The 17,352-nt window shown below is 44.3% G+C and carries 15 protein-coding genes; 12 read left to right on the top strand and 3 right to left on the bottom strand.

Going from position 1 to position 17,352, the window contains the following annotated elements:
• The 3 genes from ACH59B_RS13660 to ACH59B_RS13650 all read left to right on the top strand — a co-directional run bounded on the left by ACH59B_RS13660 (position 1) and on the right by ACH59B_RS13650 (position 2,664).
• Entirely contained in the window at positions 1 to 768 is a 768-nt protein-coding gene (locus tag ACH59B_RS13660) for a thiazole synthase (protein ID WP_404301825.1), read from the top strand.
• A complete protein-coding gene (locus tag ACH59B_RS13655) occupies positions 765 to 1,823 on the top strand; it encodes a ThiF family adenylyltransferase (RefSeq protein WP_404301823.1) in 1,059 nt (352 codons plus the stop codon). The genes ACH59B_RS13660 and ACH59B_RS13655 overlap by 4 nt, the downstream gene beginning before the upstream one ends.
• 148 nt (positions 1,824 to 1,971) lie before the next feature.
• Positions 1,972 to 2,664 carry a response regulator transcription factor gene (locus tag ACH59B_RS13650; RefSeq protein WP_404303968.1) on the top strand — a complete coding sequence of 231 codons (693 nt, stop codon included), beginning with the start codon at positions 1,972 to 1,974 and terminating at the stop codon, positions 2,662 to 2,664.
• Positions 2,665 to 2,728: 64 nt separating this feature from the next.
• Here ACH59B_RS13650 and ACH59B_RS13645 read toward each other — a convergent pair whose 3' ends face one another.
• Complete coding sequence (locus ACH59B_RS13645) at positions 2,729 to 3,229, bottom strand: C40 family peptidase (RefSeq protein WP_013371461.1); 501 nt, start codon at positions 3,227 to 3,229, stop codon at positions 2,729 to 2,731.
• Positions 3,230 to 3,509: 280 nt separating this feature from the next.
• Positions 3,510 to 4,151: a thiamine diphosphokinase gene (locus tag ACH59B_RS13640; protein ID WP_318300520.1), complete on the bottom strand. Its 642-nt coding sequence runs from the start codon at positions 4,149 to 4,151 to the stop codon at positions 3,510 to 3,512.
• Between the two features lie 146 nt (positions 4,152 to 4,297).
• Here ACH59B_RS13640 and ACH59B_RS13635 point away from each other — a divergent pair, with 146 nt between their 5' ends.
• Entirely contained in the window at positions 4,298 to 4,762 is a 465-nt protein-coding gene (locus ACH59B_RS13635; protein WP_013371459.1) for a low molecular weight protein-tyrosine-phosphatase, read from the top strand.
• A gap of 141 nt (positions 4,763 to 4,903) precedes the next feature.
• Here ACH59B_RS13635 and ACH59B_RS13630 read toward each other — a convergent pair whose 3' ends face one another.
• Complete coding sequence (locus ACH59B_RS13630; RefSeq protein WP_017427717.1) at positions 4,904 to 5,638, bottom strand: esterase family protein; 735 nt, start codon at positions 5,636 to 5,638, stop codon at positions 4,904 to 4,906.
• 255 nt (positions 5,639 to 5,893) lie between these two features.
• Between ACH59B_RS13630 and pdhA the strand changes: the two genes are divergently transcribed.
• The 8 genes from pdhA to ACH59B_RS13590 all read left to right on the top strand — a co-directional run bounded on the left by pdhA (position 5,894) and on the right by ACH59B_RS13590 (position 17,352).
• Complete coding sequence (gene pdhA, locus ACH59B_RS13625; protein WP_016821911.1) at positions 5,894 to 6,961, top strand: pyruvate dehydrogenase (acetyl-transferring) E1 component subunit alpha; 1,068 nt, start codon at positions 5,894 to 5,896, stop codon at positions 6,959 to 6,961.
• 100 nt (positions 6,962 to 7,061) lie between these two features.
• Positions 7,062 to 8,042 (top strand): alpha-ketoacid dehydrogenase subunit beta, encoded by a 981-nt coding sequence (locus ACH59B_RS13620; RefSeq protein ID WP_013371456.1) that lies wholly within the window; start codon positions 7,062 to 7,064, stop codon positions 8,040 to 8,042.
• 34 nt (positions 8,043 to 8,076) lie between these two features.
• Positions 8,077 to 9,690 carry a 2-oxo acid dehydrogenase subunit E2 gene (locus ACH59B_RS13615; protein WP_045244499.1) on the top strand — a complete coding sequence of 538 codons (1,614 nt, stop codon included), beginning with the start codon at positions 8,077 to 8,079 and terminating at the stop codon, positions 9,688 to 9,690.
• Positions 9,691 to 9,693: 3 nt separating this feature from the next.
• Positions 9,694 to 11,115 (top strand): dihydrolipoyl dehydrogenase, encoded by a 1,422-nt coding sequence (gene lpdA, locus ACH59B_RS13610; protein WP_016820706.1) that lies wholly within the window; start codon positions 9,694 to 9,696, stop codon positions 11,113 to 11,115.
• Between the two features lie 237 nt (positions 11,116 to 11,352).
• Entirely contained in the window at positions 11,353 to 12,147 is a 795-nt protein-coding gene (thyA, locus tag ACH59B_RS13605; protein WP_016820707.1) for a thymidylate synthase, read from the top strand.
• A 17-nt stretch (positions 12,148 to 12,164) separates the two neighbouring features.
• Complete coding sequence (locus ACH59B_RS13600) at positions 12,165 to 12,653, top strand: dihydrofolate reductase (protein WP_045244500.1); 489 nt, start codon at positions 12,165 to 12,167, stop codon at positions 12,651 to 12,653.
• Between the two features lie 236 nt (positions 12,654 to 12,889).
• Positions 12,890 to 14,377, top strand: coding sequence for a glutamate synthase subunit beta (locus tag ACH59B_RS13595; RefSeq protein ID WP_045244501.1), 1,488 nt, complete (start codon positions 12,890 to 12,892; stop codon positions 14,375 to 14,377).
• A 620-nt stretch (positions 14,378 to 14,997) separates the two neighbouring features.
• Complete coding sequence (locus ACH59B_RS13590) at positions 14,998 to 17,352, top strand: type IA DNA topoisomerase (RefSeq protein ID WP_045244502.1); 2,355 nt, start codon at positions 14,998 to 15,000, stop codon at positions 17,350 to 17,352.

Below are 17,352 nucleotides of genomic sequence, written 5' to 3'. Positions count from 1 at the left end.
ATGTTAACCATTGGAAAAGCATCATTTACCTCAAGGCTGTTGCTGGGAACAGGGAAATTTTCGGATCTGGATATCCAATCCCATGCTGTAGAGGCTGCTGAGACGGAAATATTAACGTTCGCTGTGCGCAGACTGAATTTGGAGGAACGGGATAAGCAACATTTTCTTGATACGTTAGATTTGAGCCGGTATACACTTCTTCCCAACACAGCAGGAGCAACAACAGCAGAAGAGGCAATCCGTATTGCCAAGTTGGCAAAAGCCTCTGGCTTGTGCGACATGATTAAGGTGGAAGTCATTGGGGATAGCAAAACGCTGTTGCCTGACCCTTTTGAAACGTTGAAGGCTAGTGAAAAACTGCTAGAGGAAGGCTTTGTCGTACTGCCCTACATATCGGATGATGTGATACTAGCAAAGAGGCTGCAAGAGCTTGGAGTACATGCCATTATGCCTGGTGCCTCACCGATTGGTACAGGACATGGTTTGCTCAATCCGTTTTCATTAGAGTTAATTATTGAGCAAGCAGAAGTTCCGGTTATCGTCGATGCAGGTATTCGCTCACCTGGTGACGCAGCAATGGCGATGCAGTTGGGAGCAGATGGTGTTCTCCTAAATACAGCTGTGTCGGGAGCGAAGAACCCTGTGAAAATGGCTGAGGCCATGAAGCTGGCTGTGCGTGCAGGCAGATATGGTTTTGAGGCAGGGATGATACCTGTAAAACGATATGCTTCAGCGAGCAGCCCAACAGAAGGCATGGTTCAAGGATGAGGATATCTGAAAAATCCGGTGCTGGAACACCACAAATTGATCGTTATTCCAGACAGGAAAGGTTTGCACCCTTTGGGCCTGCAGGCCAACGCCGGCTTGCTTCTTCTCACGTACTAATCATAGGTGTTGGAGCGCTGGGTACAGGCATTGCAGAAACGCTAGTTCGTGGAGGCGTAGGTACGGTAAGTCTCGTAGACCGGGATTATGTGGAATGGAGCAATTTGCAGCGCCAGCAGCTTTTTCAGGAAAGTGATGCAGCGCAAAGGTGTCCCAAAGCAATAGCGGCCCAGCGAAGATTAAAGGATATTAATTCGCAAACAGTCATCCATGCACATGTTTTGGATGTTGGGGTAGAAGAGCTGGAAGAGTTGATCCAGAGGGTGGATCTCATGATGGATGCAACCGATAACTTCGATACTCGGCTTCTTATGAACGACATGGCTCTCAAGCATCATATTCCTTGGATTTATGGAGGATGTGTGGGTAGCTACGGTGTAACTTACACTTTTTTACCGGGTCAAACACCTTGTCTACACTGTCTGATGGGAACTGTACCGTTTGGAGGAGAAACATGTGATACAGCCGGCATTATTCCGCAGGCAGTACAAATGGTCACCGCTAACCAGACTACAGAAGCTTTCAAACTTCTTGGTGGATATCCCGAGGACTTGAGAGGAAAATTGCTTTCGTTTGATTTGTGGAAAAATGAATATGTAGCAATAGCAGTGGATCGTCTTAAAAAGTCGAATTGTCCTTCTTGCGGTAGCCAACCGACGTATCCCTATTTATCGGCCTCTCATCGGCAGAAAACAGATGTTTTGTGCGGTAGGGATACCGTTCAAATAAGACCTGCCAACCGGATATATCTGAATCTCGCAGAGATAGCAGATAGATTTGCAGCATTGGGCGAGGGAAACGTAGAGTGGAATTCGTATCTGGTTTCCTTTAGTGTGGGAGAGCATCGCTTGGTGTTTTTTGCAGATGGCAGAGCGCTGATCCATGGGACAAAGGACGTGGCCAAAGCAAGAAATCTATATCATCGTTATTTGGGCTAAAAACCATAAACCTTAAAGCAGAAAGCCATTCTTCAGAGAATGATTTTCTGCTTTTTTGTTACACTAATACAAATATGTTTAATGGCTTATAACAAACTTGTTCGTATCCAATATGTAATGCGATGTCCAAACCAGGTGGGTGAAAAAGATGAGCCCGTTAATTGTACTTGTGGATGAAAATGAAGCGCCCGCTGTATTCGTTCGTCCATTGGAGCAGGCAGGTTATCAGGTGGTTCATGTTCGTAATACGTCGGATGTACGCTCTTATATAGCTCAGCATCCTGTGAGTTTGCTACTCCTAAACATTAAAGATGAACAGGCGGGCACTCAAGGCTTGATTCGCATTTTGCAGCAGAACCATCCTCATGTCCCGATACTTGCAATGATTTCATCAGATGAAGAGGCACATATGGTTTCCTGCTTTGAACAAGGAGCTCATGATGTAATGGTAGTGCCCTTTTATCCTAGAGTTCTTCAGGCTAGAGTGGCTAATTTATTACGAATTTTTGGTGTTGAACGTGATGCGAAAAGGGCAATCGAAGCGGGGGATATACATATAGACACTGCAAGCAGAATGGTGAGCAGAGGGGAGCGAAAACTGGAATTAACTCCGAAAGAATTCGATCTTTTGCTACATCTGGCAATGCATCTTAACCAAGTTTGCAGCAGGCAGCAAATTTTAAAGGATGTTTGGAAACATGATTATATCGCTGATACGAACGTAGTAGATGTGTACATCAGGCATTTAAGGGTTAAAGTAGATAGAGGACAAAAGTTTAAAATGATTCGAACGGAAAGAGGTATTGGGTATTCACTCAGAACGCCAACCGAAGCAAAATAGCAAAGTTATATAAAAAAAGCCGGAACTTTTCGTCCCGGCTTACCTATTTCAAATGAGTGTTACATTACAGCACGCGACGTGCTTTAATGTATGTTCTTTTCCAGTTGCCAGAGTTTAAATCAGAGATGGTCACCCCAGGTCCGCCGTAAGTGTGTAAAATTTTACCCCCGCCCATATATACTGCTACGTGAGTAATGTTACGTCCTGTGGCACGGCTACCGCTTGAAAAGAACACTAAGTCCCCTTTTTTCAAATTGGCCTTGGATACGGCATGTCCGACTTTAGATTGTTGAACAGAAGTACGCGGCAAATCGACTCCGTATTTCTTGAATATGTGCTTCATGAAAGAAGAACAGTCAAAATTGCGTGTGGTGCTTGTGGAAGCTCCAAACTTATAAGGAGTACCCATATATTTTTTGCCGTAGTTAATTACTTTTTGACCTACGGTAGTAGTAGCAGTAGCAGCTTGTGCTGTATTTGTTCCCTCAATGGCAAAAGTACCAAAGCCGATCGTGGCAGCGACTCCTGCGATAATTACCTTTTTTATGATTTTATGCATATTCATGTTGTAAATACCTCCGAAAATTGATTTGTGCAATAATTTGCTGAGTTGCTAACTAACTGACAGCGTTGAGTATAACAGTTTTGAAGCCACCTAATAGTTGGAAAACTACTCTCAAATGCTTGAGGGACAAGACTTACGTCGTAATTATTAAAAAACGATTAAAAATTACAATTTGTAAAAAATAAAATGATTCTAGAACCTGTGAAAACGGAAAAACCCTTGTTAATCAAGGGTTTTGAGTGGAGGAACAACTTTTGGAATAGTTACAACAATGTCATAATTAATCCTTGCTTTGAATAACGAGTAGTAGACCGCTTTTAATAGAAATTGTACCTTTTGCAGCCGTTAGCTTATTGCTAACACCACGTGATTGTCCCATTTTAAGGGTTGCATTATGAAGTGGATACATAAATCCTTCCAGTTGTATACCTGTTACTTCGGCGGTCATTGGAATCAGCGATATATATGTATAGCCCATAGGCTGGATCTCGAGCGTTGATCCGGTCAGCTCGATATAATTATGTGCGTCCATGATAGCGCAACTAATATGATGCTGCATGGCCCGTACTAATATTTGAACATTGGCTAATGTGTGATCCATCCGAGTACCAGTCACACCGAGCATGAGTACATGATCTGCTTGTTCGTCCATAGCGATTTCTAAAGCGAGTTCTGTATCTGTTAGGTCCTTAAGTACTGGATCACACGCAAGCATACGTTGGCTTGCTGATTTTACCCTTTCTTGTTCCTCTGAAGTAATCGAATCAAAATCTCCTACAGAGACATGAGGCGTAATACCGTGTTCTATCAGGAACAGGGCACCTTTATCTGCACCTATAATAAAATCATCGGGTTGTATTTGTTGTAAATCTTCTTCATTAAGACGACCGCCTGAAAATACAATGGCTCGTTTTTTCGTCATATCCAACATCCTTTCATTCTGCATACGGTCCCATATATACGATCATTTTAAGTATACCGCGATAAATATGGCTTGCACAATTTTGGAGGACCTGGCTACAATGGAACTGAAAAAAGAAGTGTGACGTGAATAGGAAGGGGAACGAAATGATTAACGTTTTGTTTGTGTGTTTGGGCAATATTTGCCGCTCTCCCATGGGGGAGGCAATACTGAGACATAAAGCAAAGGAACGGGGATTAGACGCAGAAATCCGGGTGGACTCGGCTGGAACAGGCGATTGGCACATTGGAAATCCTCCGCATGAGGGAACGCTAAAGCAGCTTAAACTGCACGGAATCAGCGAACAAGGCATACAGGCACGGCAAATAACGGATCGTGATTTTGACGCGTTTGATTATATTGTGTGCATGGATGACTCTAATGAACGAAATATGCGTAAACTTGCAGGTGGAGCTGATGCTGATATTCTAAAATTCATGGATTTGCTTCCCCAAGAAAAGTTAAGAGAAGTACCCGACCCATATTTTACCGGAAATTTTGAAGAGACCTATCGATTATTGGACGCGGGATGCGAGGCCTTGCTGGACAAGATCATAGAAGAAAAGCTATAATGTGAACGACAGATGACGGCAATCGTTGCCGTTTTTCGTTATACATTTTTGAAAGCGCAACCAAATCATAAAAAAGAGGAAGGAGCCTTATGACCTCCTAGGTCAATGCTCCATTCCTCATCATGCTGGGATGTTTTTTACTCAGGCACGATCCAAAAAATACATTAGCGCGTCAGGCAACTCGTTTTGCCAAAAGCCCCATAAATGTTTGCCATCCTTTTCACGGTAAGAAACTTCGGCGTTCCGCTCGCGCAGTAAATGTGCGCATTGACGGTTCAGCTCTACAAAGTTGTAAATGCCGGTATCACTCTCAAAAGCATCTTCCTGAAGGCCAACTGTCATCCAAACATTTAGATGCGACAGTTCTTTCTCACGGGCAATAATTTCTTGCGAAGCTTCATAGTAGGCACCTGAGAGGCTGATAATACGATTAAACAGCTCAGGATACAATAGCGCCAAATGCAAAGACACACTGCCTCCCAGTGAATCTCCAGCAAGAATGCGGGAAGCTGCATCTTTTCTTATAGGATACTTTTGTTCCACATAGGGAATAATCTCTTCTGCAAAACAGGCAGTGTATGCCTCAAAACGATTGCCGAAGGGAGCGTACTCCTGAGTTCTGATTTTGGTGTTCACTTCTACACCTACAATAATGAAGGGTTCCACGCCTTCATCCAGTATGAGACGGTTGGCGTGTGTTGCAATGCGTCCAAAGTTGAAGAATTCCTCTCCATCCTGACAGTAGACGACAGGGTAGCTCAATATTTCATTATAGCCGGGCGGCAAATAAATCCGAAGAATTCGGGTTTCGCCAAGTAAGCGGCTGTCTACTTCGTCTTTAAGGATAGTTCGTTTTAAATACCTAGAATCCGTCATTTTTCGTCACCTTTCTTGGGTATTATTTTGCATTAAGGATCACAATAAGTTAAGATTACCCTGATTGCAATAGATGTTTAAAATTTCAATCATGTACTAAGCTGTTATAGTAAAAAACACACCCTGTTACATACACAAAAATGTGGCAAACTCAAAAAAAATAACTAAATCTTTGACGCGAGCGATATAACAGGTGTATAATAATCCTATAACAGCGGAACTTGATATTCAAATTTTTTTGTTGAGGTGAAGAAAATGAGCAAGGTTCCTTATGAAGTTTACACAGAGGAAGTTGAGGCTCTGTCCGTGCTTTCTCCGGATGGTGAAATTATCAATAAAGATAAATTGCCTAAACTTACAGATGATCAATTGAAAGAAATTATGTATCGTATGGTATTTACACGTACTTGGGATGACCGTGCTGTTAACTTGGGCCGTCAAGGACGTCTCGGCTTCTACGCTCCGGTATCCGGACAAGAAGCAACAATGGTTGGTAGTGAATTTGCGCTCCAAAAAGAAGACTTTATTGCACCAGGCTACCGAGATATTCCGCAACTCGTTTGGCATGGCCTGCCATTATATCAAGCTTTCTTATATTCCCGTGGTCATCAACACGGTGGTCAAATTCCGGACGGCGTTAACGTATTGATGCCGCAAATTATCATTGGTGCGCAAATTCTGCACGCTATGGGTATTGCAATGGGCTACAAACTGAAAAAACAAAAACAAGTCGTCATTACATATACAGGCGACGGCGGTTCTTCCGAAGGTGATTTCTACGAAGGTCTGAACTATGCTGGTGTGTACAAGTTGCCAGTTATTTTCTTTGTGCAAAATAATGGTTACGCGATCACAACGCCATTCTCAAAACAAACAGCTGCTCTTTCGATCGCTCATAAAGCAGTAGCTGCTGGTATTAAAGGTGTTAAAATTGACGGTATGGACGTGCTTGCAGTTATTAAAGCCGTTCAAGAAGCTGCAGAGCGTGGACGTAATGGCGAAGGCGCAACATTGATTGAAGCCGTTACTTACCGTTTTCGTCCGCATTCCCTTTCTGATGATGCGACGAAATATCGTTCTAAAGAAGAAGAAGGCGAATGGAATGCAAAAGATCCAATTGCCCGCTTTGCGAAATATCTTGAGAAAAAAGGTCTTTGGACTGAAGAAGATACAGCTCGCGTAAAAGAAGAAGCTAAGGCAAAAGTGAACGAAGAGATCAAAAAAGCCGAGAAAACAGAAAAAATGACAATTTCTGGCCTGATCGATAGCATGTTCGAAACTACGCCTAAGCATTTGGAAGAACAAAAAGCTGATTTTAAATAATTGAACTTGAAAGAGACCGGGCGGGAACCCGATCCGGTCTGCTTTTCGATTGACCTGAACTGAAATTGATCTGTCAATGTTTAAGGAGGAAATGAAGCAAATGGCACAAATGAACATGAAAGAAGCGATTCGTGACGCACTGCGCGTAGAGTTGAAACGCGACCCTAACGTCCTGCTTTTCGGTGAAGACGTAGGTCATGTAGGTGGCGTATTCCGCGCTACAGAAGGTTTGCAAAAAGAATTTGGCGAAGAACGTGTATTCGATACTCCGCTGGCGGAATCCGCAATCGGGGGTCTTGCTGTCGGTCTGGGTATCCAAGGATTCCGCCCTGTAGCTGAAATCCAGTTCGTAGGCTTTATCTTTGAAGCACTCGATCAAATGGCAATTCAAGCATCCCGTATGCGTTACCGTTCCGGTGGACGTTACAATTCTCCAATCGTATTCCGTACACCTTTTGGTGGCGGTGTTAAGGCAGCCGAGCTGCATACTGATTCCTTGGAAGGTCTTTTGACTCAAACACCAGGTATTAAGGTTGTTGTTCCTTCCAACCCTTACGATGCAAAAGGTCTTATGATCGCGTCTATTCGCGATAACGATCCAGTATTTTTCATGGAGCATTTGAACCTGTACCATGCATTCCGTGCTGAAGTTCCTGAGAATGATTACACAGTTGAACTGGGCAAGGCTAATGTAGTTCGTGAAGGTTCTGATGTAACGATCATTACTTACGGTATGATGGTACACACTTCAGTTAAGGCTGCTGAAGAGCTGGAAAAAACAAAAGGTATTAAAGTGGAAATCATTGATTTGCGTACAATCAGCCCGATTGACATTGATACCATTGTTGCTTCCGTTCAAAAAACAAATCGTGCCATCGTTGTTCAAGAAGCGCAAAAGAGTGCCGGTGTTGCTGCTGAAGTTATTGCACAAATTAACGAAAAAGCAATCCTGCATCTGGAAGCACCAGTTCTGCGTGTAGCAGGTCCGGATACCGTTTATCCATTTGCTCAAATTGAAGATACTTGGTTGCCAACGCCAACACGTATCATTGATGCGGTTAATAAAGTATTGGAATTTTAATTAAAGCACACCGTAAATTTGGGAGGTTTTAAACGTGGCAAAATTTGAATATAAATTCCCGGAGCTGGGTGAAGGTCTTCACGAAGGCGAAATCATCAAGATGCACATCAAGCCCGGCGACAAAGTAACTGATGATGATATCATCATGGAAGTACAAAACGACAAGGCTGTAGTTGAAGTTCCATGTCCGGTTAATGGTACGGTTCAAGAAGTATTTGCCAAAGACGGAGACGTCTTTAACGTAGGTCAAGTTGTAGCTGTCATCGACGCAGAAGGTGAACTTCCTGAACAAGAAGATGCACCGGAAGCACCAGCAGCTAGCCCTGAGCCAGTTGCTGCTGCACAAGGCGGAGCTGCAGGTGCAGCTAGATTTGAATATAAATTCCCAGAGCTGGGTGAAGGTCTGCACGAAGGTGAAATCATCAAGATGCACATCAAACCTGGCGACAAAGTAACTGATGATGATATCATCATGGAAGTACAAAACGACAAGGCTGTAGTTGAAGTTCCATGTCCGGTTAATGGTACGGTTCAAGAAGTATTTGCCAAAGACGGAGATATCTTTAACGTAGGTCAAGTTGTGGCTGTCATCGCTGCTGAGGGTGAACTTCCTGAGCAAGAAGAAGCACCAGCTGCTGTTAAACAAGAAGAGGATGCTGCAAAAGGCGGAGCGAACACGCAACCAGGTGCAACACCTGCTGCTTCGAATAAAGACGTACTGGCTACACCTAGCGTCCGCAAATTTGCACGTGAGCAAGGTGTTAACCTCGCTCAAGTGAGTGGTTCCGGCAAAAACGGTAAAATCACTAAAGAAGATGTAGAAGCTTTCAAAAATGGCGGAGGCCAAGCGGCTGCACCAGCAGCGAAAGAAGCTGCAAAAGCGCAAGAGCCAGCTAAGAAAGAAGCGAAAGCTGCAGCACCATCCGCACCAGCTGCAGATCCGCGTGCTGAGGAAGAACGCGTACCATTTAAAGGTATCCGTAAAGCAATTTCCAATGCTATGGTTAAGTCGGCTTACACGGCTCCACACGTTACAATTATGGATGAAGTGGATGTAACAGAGCTGGTTGCTTTCCGTACTCGTATCAAACCAATTGCAGAGAAGAAAGGCACAAAAGTAACTTACCTGCCGTTCATCGTAAAAGCTTTGGTTGCTGCTTCCCGTCAATTCCCGGCTCTGAATGCCTCGATCGACGAAGAAGCTAACGAAATTGTCTACAAAAAATACTACAACATCGGTATCGCTACAGATACAGACAACGGCTTGATCGTTCCTGTTATCAAAGATGCTGATCGTAAAAGTATCTGGATGATTGCTGATTCCATTCGTGATCTGGCTGTACGCGGTCGTGATGGTAAATTGGCTGCCAATGAAATGAGAGGAAGCACAATTTCCATCACGAACATTGGTTCCGCAGGCGGTATGTTCTTTACTCCAATCATCAACTTCCCTGAAGTTGCAATTTTGGGTACTGGCCGCATCAGTGAAAAAGCAGTCGTGAAAAACGGTGAAATTGTTGCCGCTCCAGTAATGGCTCTTTCCCTGAGCTTTGACCACCGTATTATTGACGGTGCAACTGCTCAAAACTTCATGAACTATATCAAACAGCTGCTCGCTAACCCTGAGCTGCTTGTAATGGAGGTGTAATCAATGGTAGTAGGAGACGCTTCTCTGGATATTGACACGTTGGTTATCGGTGCGGGTCCTGGCGGCTATGTAGCTGCCATCCGTGCCGCACAATTGGGACAAAGCGTATTGATCGTTGACAAATCTGAGCTGGGCGGTGTCTGTCTGAACCGTGGATGTATTCCATCCAAAGCTTTGATCTCTGCAGCTCATCAATACGAAGCAGCTAAACATGGCGAAACTTTCGGTATTACGGCTGAAAATGTAAAAGTAGATTTTGCTAAAACGCAAGAATTCAAAAACGGTGTTGTTAAGAAAATGACTGGCGGCGTAAGCGGCTTGCTCAAAGGCAACAAAGTCGAAGTTTTCAACGGTGAGTGCATGTTCATCAACGAAAACGAAGCGCGTGTATTCAACGAACATGAATCACCACGTTACCGTTTTAAAAATGCGATTATCGCAACAGGCTCCCGTCCTATCGAATTGAAGCCATTCCCGTTTGGCGGACGCATTCTGTCTTCTACAGAAGCATTGAACCTGCCTGAAATTCCGAAAAGCCTGATCGTTATCGGTGGTGGATACATTGGTGCAGAGCTTGGACAAATGTATTCCAAATTCGGTTCCAAAGTAACGATCATTGAAGGTATGGATACTGTTCTTCCTGGCTTCGATAAAGATATGACTTCCATCGTTTCGAAAAGCATGAAGAAAACAGGTATCGAAATCTTCACTGGCGCTAAAGCGGAAAGTGCGGAACAAACTGATAAAGATGTAACAGTGAAATTCTCTGTTAACGGTGAAAGCAAAGAAGTAACTGCTGAGTACCTGCTTGTAACTGTTGGACGTCGTCCAAATACAGACGGTGAACTGGGTCTGGATTTGATCGGTGTAGAACTGGATGACCGCGGAATGGTGAAAGTTGACCACCAAGGACGCACAAGCATTCCTCACATCTTCGCAATCGGTGATATTGTTCCTGGTCTTGCTCTGGCTCACAAAGCTTCTTACGAAGGTAAAGTAGCTGCTGAAGTAATTGCCGGCCAACCATCTGTTGTAGACTACAAATGTATTCCGGCTGTTGTGTTCACAGATCCAGAATGCTCTAGCGTAGGCTACACAGAGACACAAGCTAAAGAAAAAGGCTACAATGTCAAAGTTGGTAAGTTCTCTTACGGAGCAAACGGTCGTGCTGTTTCCCTGAACGCTGCTGAAGGCTTTGTGAAAATCGTAGCTGACGCAGATACAGGTCTGGTACTGGGTACGCAAATCGTAGGTCTGGAAGCTTCCAACCTGATTGCTGAGCTGGGTCTGGCGATTGAAATGGGTGCTACACTTGAAGATATCTCCCTGACTATCCATGCTCACCCTACACTGGGCGAACTTGTGATGGAAGCAGCAGAAGTCGTAATGGGTCATCCGATCCACGCATTGGCGCCACGTCGCTAATTCCATTTCATTATCTTGTTTTTGGATTCATACATGAAAAAAGAGGCAAGGAGCGCTATATGTGCGCTCTTTGTCTCTTTTTTCAAACTTTAAGATTATTGGACTATCATGAAAATTCACACAGTACATGGTCAAAAAAGTACCCTACATGATAAACTTAATGGTGTAGATCGAGAGTTTTCAAAATTAAAAATGGACGATGCTGTTTTTTATTCATGCTCAAAGGAGAGAAACAACGTGCGCAACTACTTGGAATTGCTGGAGGATATTTTAGAGAACGGGGTAAAAAAAGAGGATCGGACAGGGACGGGAACATTATCTGTTTTCGGAAGGCAACTTCGTTTTGATCTGGCCAAGGGCTTCCCGTTAGTGACCACTAAAAGAGTACATTTGAAATCGGTTATACATGAGCTGTTATGGTTTTTGCGAGGTGATACCAATATTGCTTATCTCAAGGAGAACGGAGTTAGCATTTGGGATGAATGGGCAGATGAACAGGGGAATCTGGGACCTGTATATGGATCGCAATGGCGCGCATGGGAAACAACGGACGGACAACATATTGATCAAATTGCGAATGTCATTGAAGCTATCAAAAACAATCCGGATTCACGTCGACATATTGTCAGTGCTTGGAACGTGGCTGAAATTGAATCGATGAAATTGCCGCCATGTCATTTTGTATTCCAGTTCTACGTAGCTGGGGGAAAGCTATCCTGTATGCTGACGATGCGTTCAGTGGATACCTTCCTTGGACTGCCGTTCAACATCGCTAGTTATGCATTGCTGACGCATATGGTTGCACAGCAGTGTGGTTTGGAGCCTGGAGAGTTTATTTGGTCAGGTGGCGATGTGCATATTTATTCAAACCATATACAACAAGTGCATACGCAGTTGGAGCGTGATCCTTATCCCTTGCCACAGTTGAAAATTCTGCGCAAGCCTGAATCCATTTTTGATTACACTTACGAGGATTTTGTTTTTGAGAATTACGAGCATCATCCAGGGATTAAGGCGCCTGTCGCCATCTGATTAGAGGAGGTGGAAAGATGAGCATTTCGATGATATGGGCTATGGCACAAAATGGTGTGATTGGTCGGGATAACAGTCTTCCTTGGCGCCTTCCCAGAGATATGGCCTTCTTCAAAGAGCAGACGATTAATAAAACAGTACTCATGGGACGCAAGACGTGGGAATCCTTTGGCGGGAGAAGCCTACCAAACCGCCGCAACGTCGTTTTGACTCGAGATGAGAGCTATCAGGCGGAAGGTGCAGAAGTGATCCATACACTGGAGGAGGGGCTCCAACTTGCACAGCAAGAAGAGCTAATGGTCATTGGCGGAGCGGAGATTTATTCACTGTTTTGGCCACATGCGGATCGACTGATTGTGACTCGAATTGAGGGGACTTTTGAAGGCGATACGACGTTTCCTGAGCTGGATTGGAGCGGCTGGACTATAGTCAGTGAGACGCCGGGTATCAAGGACGACAAAAACTTGTATGACTACCGTTTTGTTGTTTACGAGAGAACAGAATAACATACAGGAATTCAACCTAGCTCATTTGAAAAATTAATAAACCATATAAAAAATCCTTTTGGCTGTAGATGCAGAAAGTTGCATAAGTTTTCATTACTTTTACGCTGTATTGTGATACAATAAATCAAATTCAATGAGAACAGACCCTTTCATAACACAAACAGACAAGTTCGAATTTGATTAGAATTCTGAATGGATGATCGGGGTTCATAAGCGAAGAGATGGGGGAACGTAACATGTCTACACCAACTGGATTTATGGAATACACACGACAGCTTCCTACAGACCGGGACCCGGCAGAGCGTATAAAGGATTGGGAAGAATTCCATAAGCATATGTCTGAAGAAGAGCTGCGTACCCAAGGGGCGCGTTGTATGGACTGCGGAACTCCTTATTGTCATACGGGGATGGATCTCATGGGAGCAACTTTAGGCTGCCCAGTTCATAATCTTATTCCGGAATGGAACAATCTCGTATATCGTGGTTTGTGGAAGGAAGCGTTAGATCGGCTGCACAAAACGAATAACTTTCCAGAATTTACGGGTCGTGTCTGTCCTGCGCCATGTGAAGGTTCATGTACAGTTGGCCTTATTGGGGAGTCTGTTACCATTAAGACAATTGAGGAAGCGATTATCGAAAAAGGCTTTGAGGAAGGTTGGGTCGTTCCTAACCCGCCGGAAAAACGTACAGGCAAACGAGTGGCTATTGTTGGCTCGGGTCCTGCGGGATTGGCTGCGGCGGCACAGCTTAACAAGGCAGGGCACAGCGTGACTGTGTATGAGCGTGCAGATCGTGTAGGTGGGTTGCTGATGTACGGAATTCCATCCATGAAGCTGGATAAGAAGGTTGTACAGCGCCGTGTAGATTTGCTGGAGGCTGAAGGTATCCAATTCATCACGAATACGGAAATTGGCAAGGATATCCCTACTGAGCAGTTGGTTGCCGACTATGATGCAGTTGTGCTATGCGGTGGATCTACAAAGCCGAGAGAATTCAATATTGAAGGCAGCGATTTGAATGGTGTTCATTATGCTATGGATTATTTGAATGGCACCATCAAGAGTTATCTGGATTCCAACCTCGAAGATGGCAACTATTTGTCCTCCAAAGGTAAGGACGTTATTGTTATCGGTGGTGGTGATACAGGTTCGGACTGTGTAGCTACTTCTTTGCGGCATGGTTGCCGGAGTGTCACTCAATTTGGCACACACACCAAAGCTCCGCTGGAACGTGATCCGATTGCGAATCCTTGGCCGCAGTTTCCGAATGTGTACTCTCTCGATTATGCACAGGAAGAAGCGAAAGCGTTGTTCGGAGAAGACCCGCGTGAGTTCTCTATCATGACAACCAAATTTGTGGGTGATGAGAATGGCAATCTGAAAGAACTGCACACCATTCAAATTCAACGTATTGTCGATGAAACAGGACGTAAAATCTATCAACCGATTCCAGGTACGGAACGCGTATTTCCGGCACAAATTGCGCTGATTGCAATTGGATTTGATGGGCCTGAGCAAACGATTGCGAAGGAAATAGGTTTGGAAACAGACCGCCGTTCCAATGTTAAGGCACGTTATGGGGAATATGTGACGAATGTGGATAAGGTTTTTGCTGCAGGTGACATGCGCCGCGGGCAGAGTCTTGTCGTGTGGGCTATTAATGAAGGCCGAGAAGCAGCACGTGAAGTTGATAAATACCTCATGGGTGCTACTGTTTTGGTATAATTATAAATTTTTATGTTACCGTTACGAATCAAGTAAAGGCTCCATCTTAGGATGGGGCTTTATTTGTGTTTAAAACTTTATCACTAGTAGTTGTTGAAACCAATTTTCTAGTGAGGTATACAAATCGTTGTAAATTAAATGTTATATAAAATAACTCTAAATTAACTTTAAATTAACTTTTTAATCATGTATTTGTTATCTATAGTGATCATAACATAAATAAGGACGGTGTGTGTAGCCTTTTCAAAGAAAAATACATTTATTTTACAAAATAATTAGATAAAAACTTAAATTGTGTAATATAAATTAACATTAATATTACACAAGTTTGCTAATAGTGCAGTTTTATTTTGGGTTTTCTATATTTATATTGCTTTAAAAGGAAGATGACATGATCTTTTCCAAGGTTACATAAAATCATGACCTGAGAGAATCATGATATCTATGGTATAATAGACGTACATTGTTGAAGCGCTAGACTAAATGAATTTACAAAGGAGCTTTCGCCGGGAGAAGGCTCCTTTTGCATGAGGCCGGGAACCTGTGTTTTCATTTGCGTTCCATGTATATCTATGATTCATGGAGGAGAAACAGAAGGCCGTCAGGAAGGAATGGAATGAATGAAGACGTTGATTATTGCTGAGAAACCAGATATGGGGCGGACAATTGCCGCTGTTATGGAGCCGCGTGCTAAAAATAACCGTACCTATTTGGAAGGGGAGAAATACATTGTAACCTGGGCGATCGGTCATTTGTTGGGTCTGGCTGAGCCGGATGCTTACGATGCTAAGTACAAACGATGGAATATTCAAGATCTTCCGATTATCCCTGAACAATTCAAAATCGTACCTAATCCGAAAACAAAAGATCAGCTAAAAATGATTGGTGAGCTGGCCAAACGCTGCAATGCCATCGTGAATGCTTGTGATGCTGGACGGGAGGGGCAATATATTTTTGCGTTAATTCAGCAGCAGTTAAATCTACGACAGCCGGTTAAGCGATTGTGGATCTCGGACTTGACGGCGGAAAGTATTGCGACTGGCTTTGAACGATTGCGAGATGCCTCGGAGTTTGAATTCCTGACTCAAGCTGCGCGGGCACGAAGTGAAGCGGACTGGCTGATTGGCATGAACGCCTCCAGAGCGTTCACAACACGACATAACACCTTGCTGTCGGTAGGACGGGTGCAGACTCCCGTGTTGGCACTAATTCATGATCGAGAAAAGGAAATTGAAGCATTTCAGTCTCAAACCTTCTATGACGTATGGGCTGAGTTCAAGCAAGATCAGATTAAGTACAAAGGGGCATGGCAGGGTGATCGGCTGACGAATCCGGAAGAAGCTGAGGGGATCGCTGCGGCGGTACGCGGAAAAGAGGGTGAAATTACCAAATATGATACGAAGCAGACAAAGGAGTATCCTTTTAAATTATACGATTTGACGCTGCTTCAACGCGAGGCGAATGCCAAGTACGGTTATTCGGCTAAAAAAACGCTGGATGTGGCACAAGCGCTTTATGAGCGTCACAAGGTCATTTCCTATCCGCGGACCAACTCTAATTATGTGACAGAGCAGAATATAGACGGCATGCATAAGGCATTACGGATGCTGGGGACAGGCCCTTATGCTGATCTGGTACAACAAGCAAACCCTAATTTGGTCCATAAACAGAATAAATCGGTCTGCAATCCGTCTCGTGTTGAGGATCACCATGCTATTTTGCCGACGTTAAAAAGGCCGGGAACGCTAAGCAAGGAGGAACAAAATGTATATGACCTGGTTATTCGTAGGTTTCTGTCGCATTTTTTTCCGCCGGCTGAATATAAAATGCATACCGTAATGACGCAGGTGGACAAGCATCTGTTTAAAACTAATATTAAGGAGCTTCTGTCCTTGGGATGGAAAGTGGTTTTGAGCAAGGCTGATCAGGATAAAGGTAAAAAGAGCAAAACATCCAAAAAAGAGGATGAAGAGGAAACGGACGAGTGGACGGACAAGAAGTTTGAAATTGATGCAGGGCGTCCGGTAGATTGTGTTCGCGCTGAGATGAAAGAAAAGGCGACTCAGCCTCCTAAAAGCTACACGGAGGGCACATTGCTTAAAGCGATGGAAAGCGCGGGAAAGCAGATGGAGAATGAGGAATTACGCGAGGTTATGAAGGATGCTGGATTAGGTACACCTGCGACACGGGCCGCCACAATTGAACGATTAAAGAAAGTCGGCTACATTGAGATGAAGGGCAAAAAGATTCTGATTACAGATAAGGGAAAGATGGCTATTGACCTGATCCGTCATGCCGGGGTAGATCTATTAGCTTCACCGGAGATGACAGGTCAATGGGAACGCCGTCTTCATCAAATTTCCAAGGGTGAGGCAGCTCAGGAGAAGTTTATGGATAACGTTAAAAGATTTACGTTGTCCATCATTGATAAGGTAAGGCAGCAGCCACCTGCTCCCGCAAATGCCTTTGGCGAGGAGGCAAGGAGTAATCGCTCGGGAGGAAAGACGAACGCCCGCGGCGTAGGTACGAGTGAAAGTGCCACCACCGCCAAAGGAAGAGACCGCACAGCATCAGGAGGCGGTAGCAGTGCAGGAAGTGCTGCGCTAAAGCAAGCATCGGCGCCAATAAGTCGCAGTTCGACTACAAAAGCAGTGCGGAGCTCATCTGATGGACAGTCAGATACTTCAGCAAGCCAAAGGCAGGCGTTAGGCAGCTGCCCGTGCTCCAATTGCGGTGGAAGCATTATTGAAGGCCGCAAAGGATATGGGTGTAGCCACTTTAAGCAGGGCTGTGGTTTTGTCATTTGGAAGGAATATGCGGGCAAGCAGATTACCGAAACGATGCTCAAGTCTCTGCTCGCCAAGGGGCAGACGCAATTGTTGTCTTTTAAACGTAAAGATGGATCGACCGTCAAAGCGCGGATTGTTCTGGATGTGCCAGGAACAGGACAACTTAGCGTTCGTGAGGATGTCTGA

Origin of the sequence: Paenibacillus sp. DP01 (assembly GCF_044784315.1) — a bacterium.
GTDB lineage: Bacteria > Bacillota > Bacilli > Paenibacillales > Paenibacillaceae > Paenibacillus > Paenibacillus polymyxa.
This window is presented reverse-complemented; position numbering and strand designations above follow the sequence as displayed.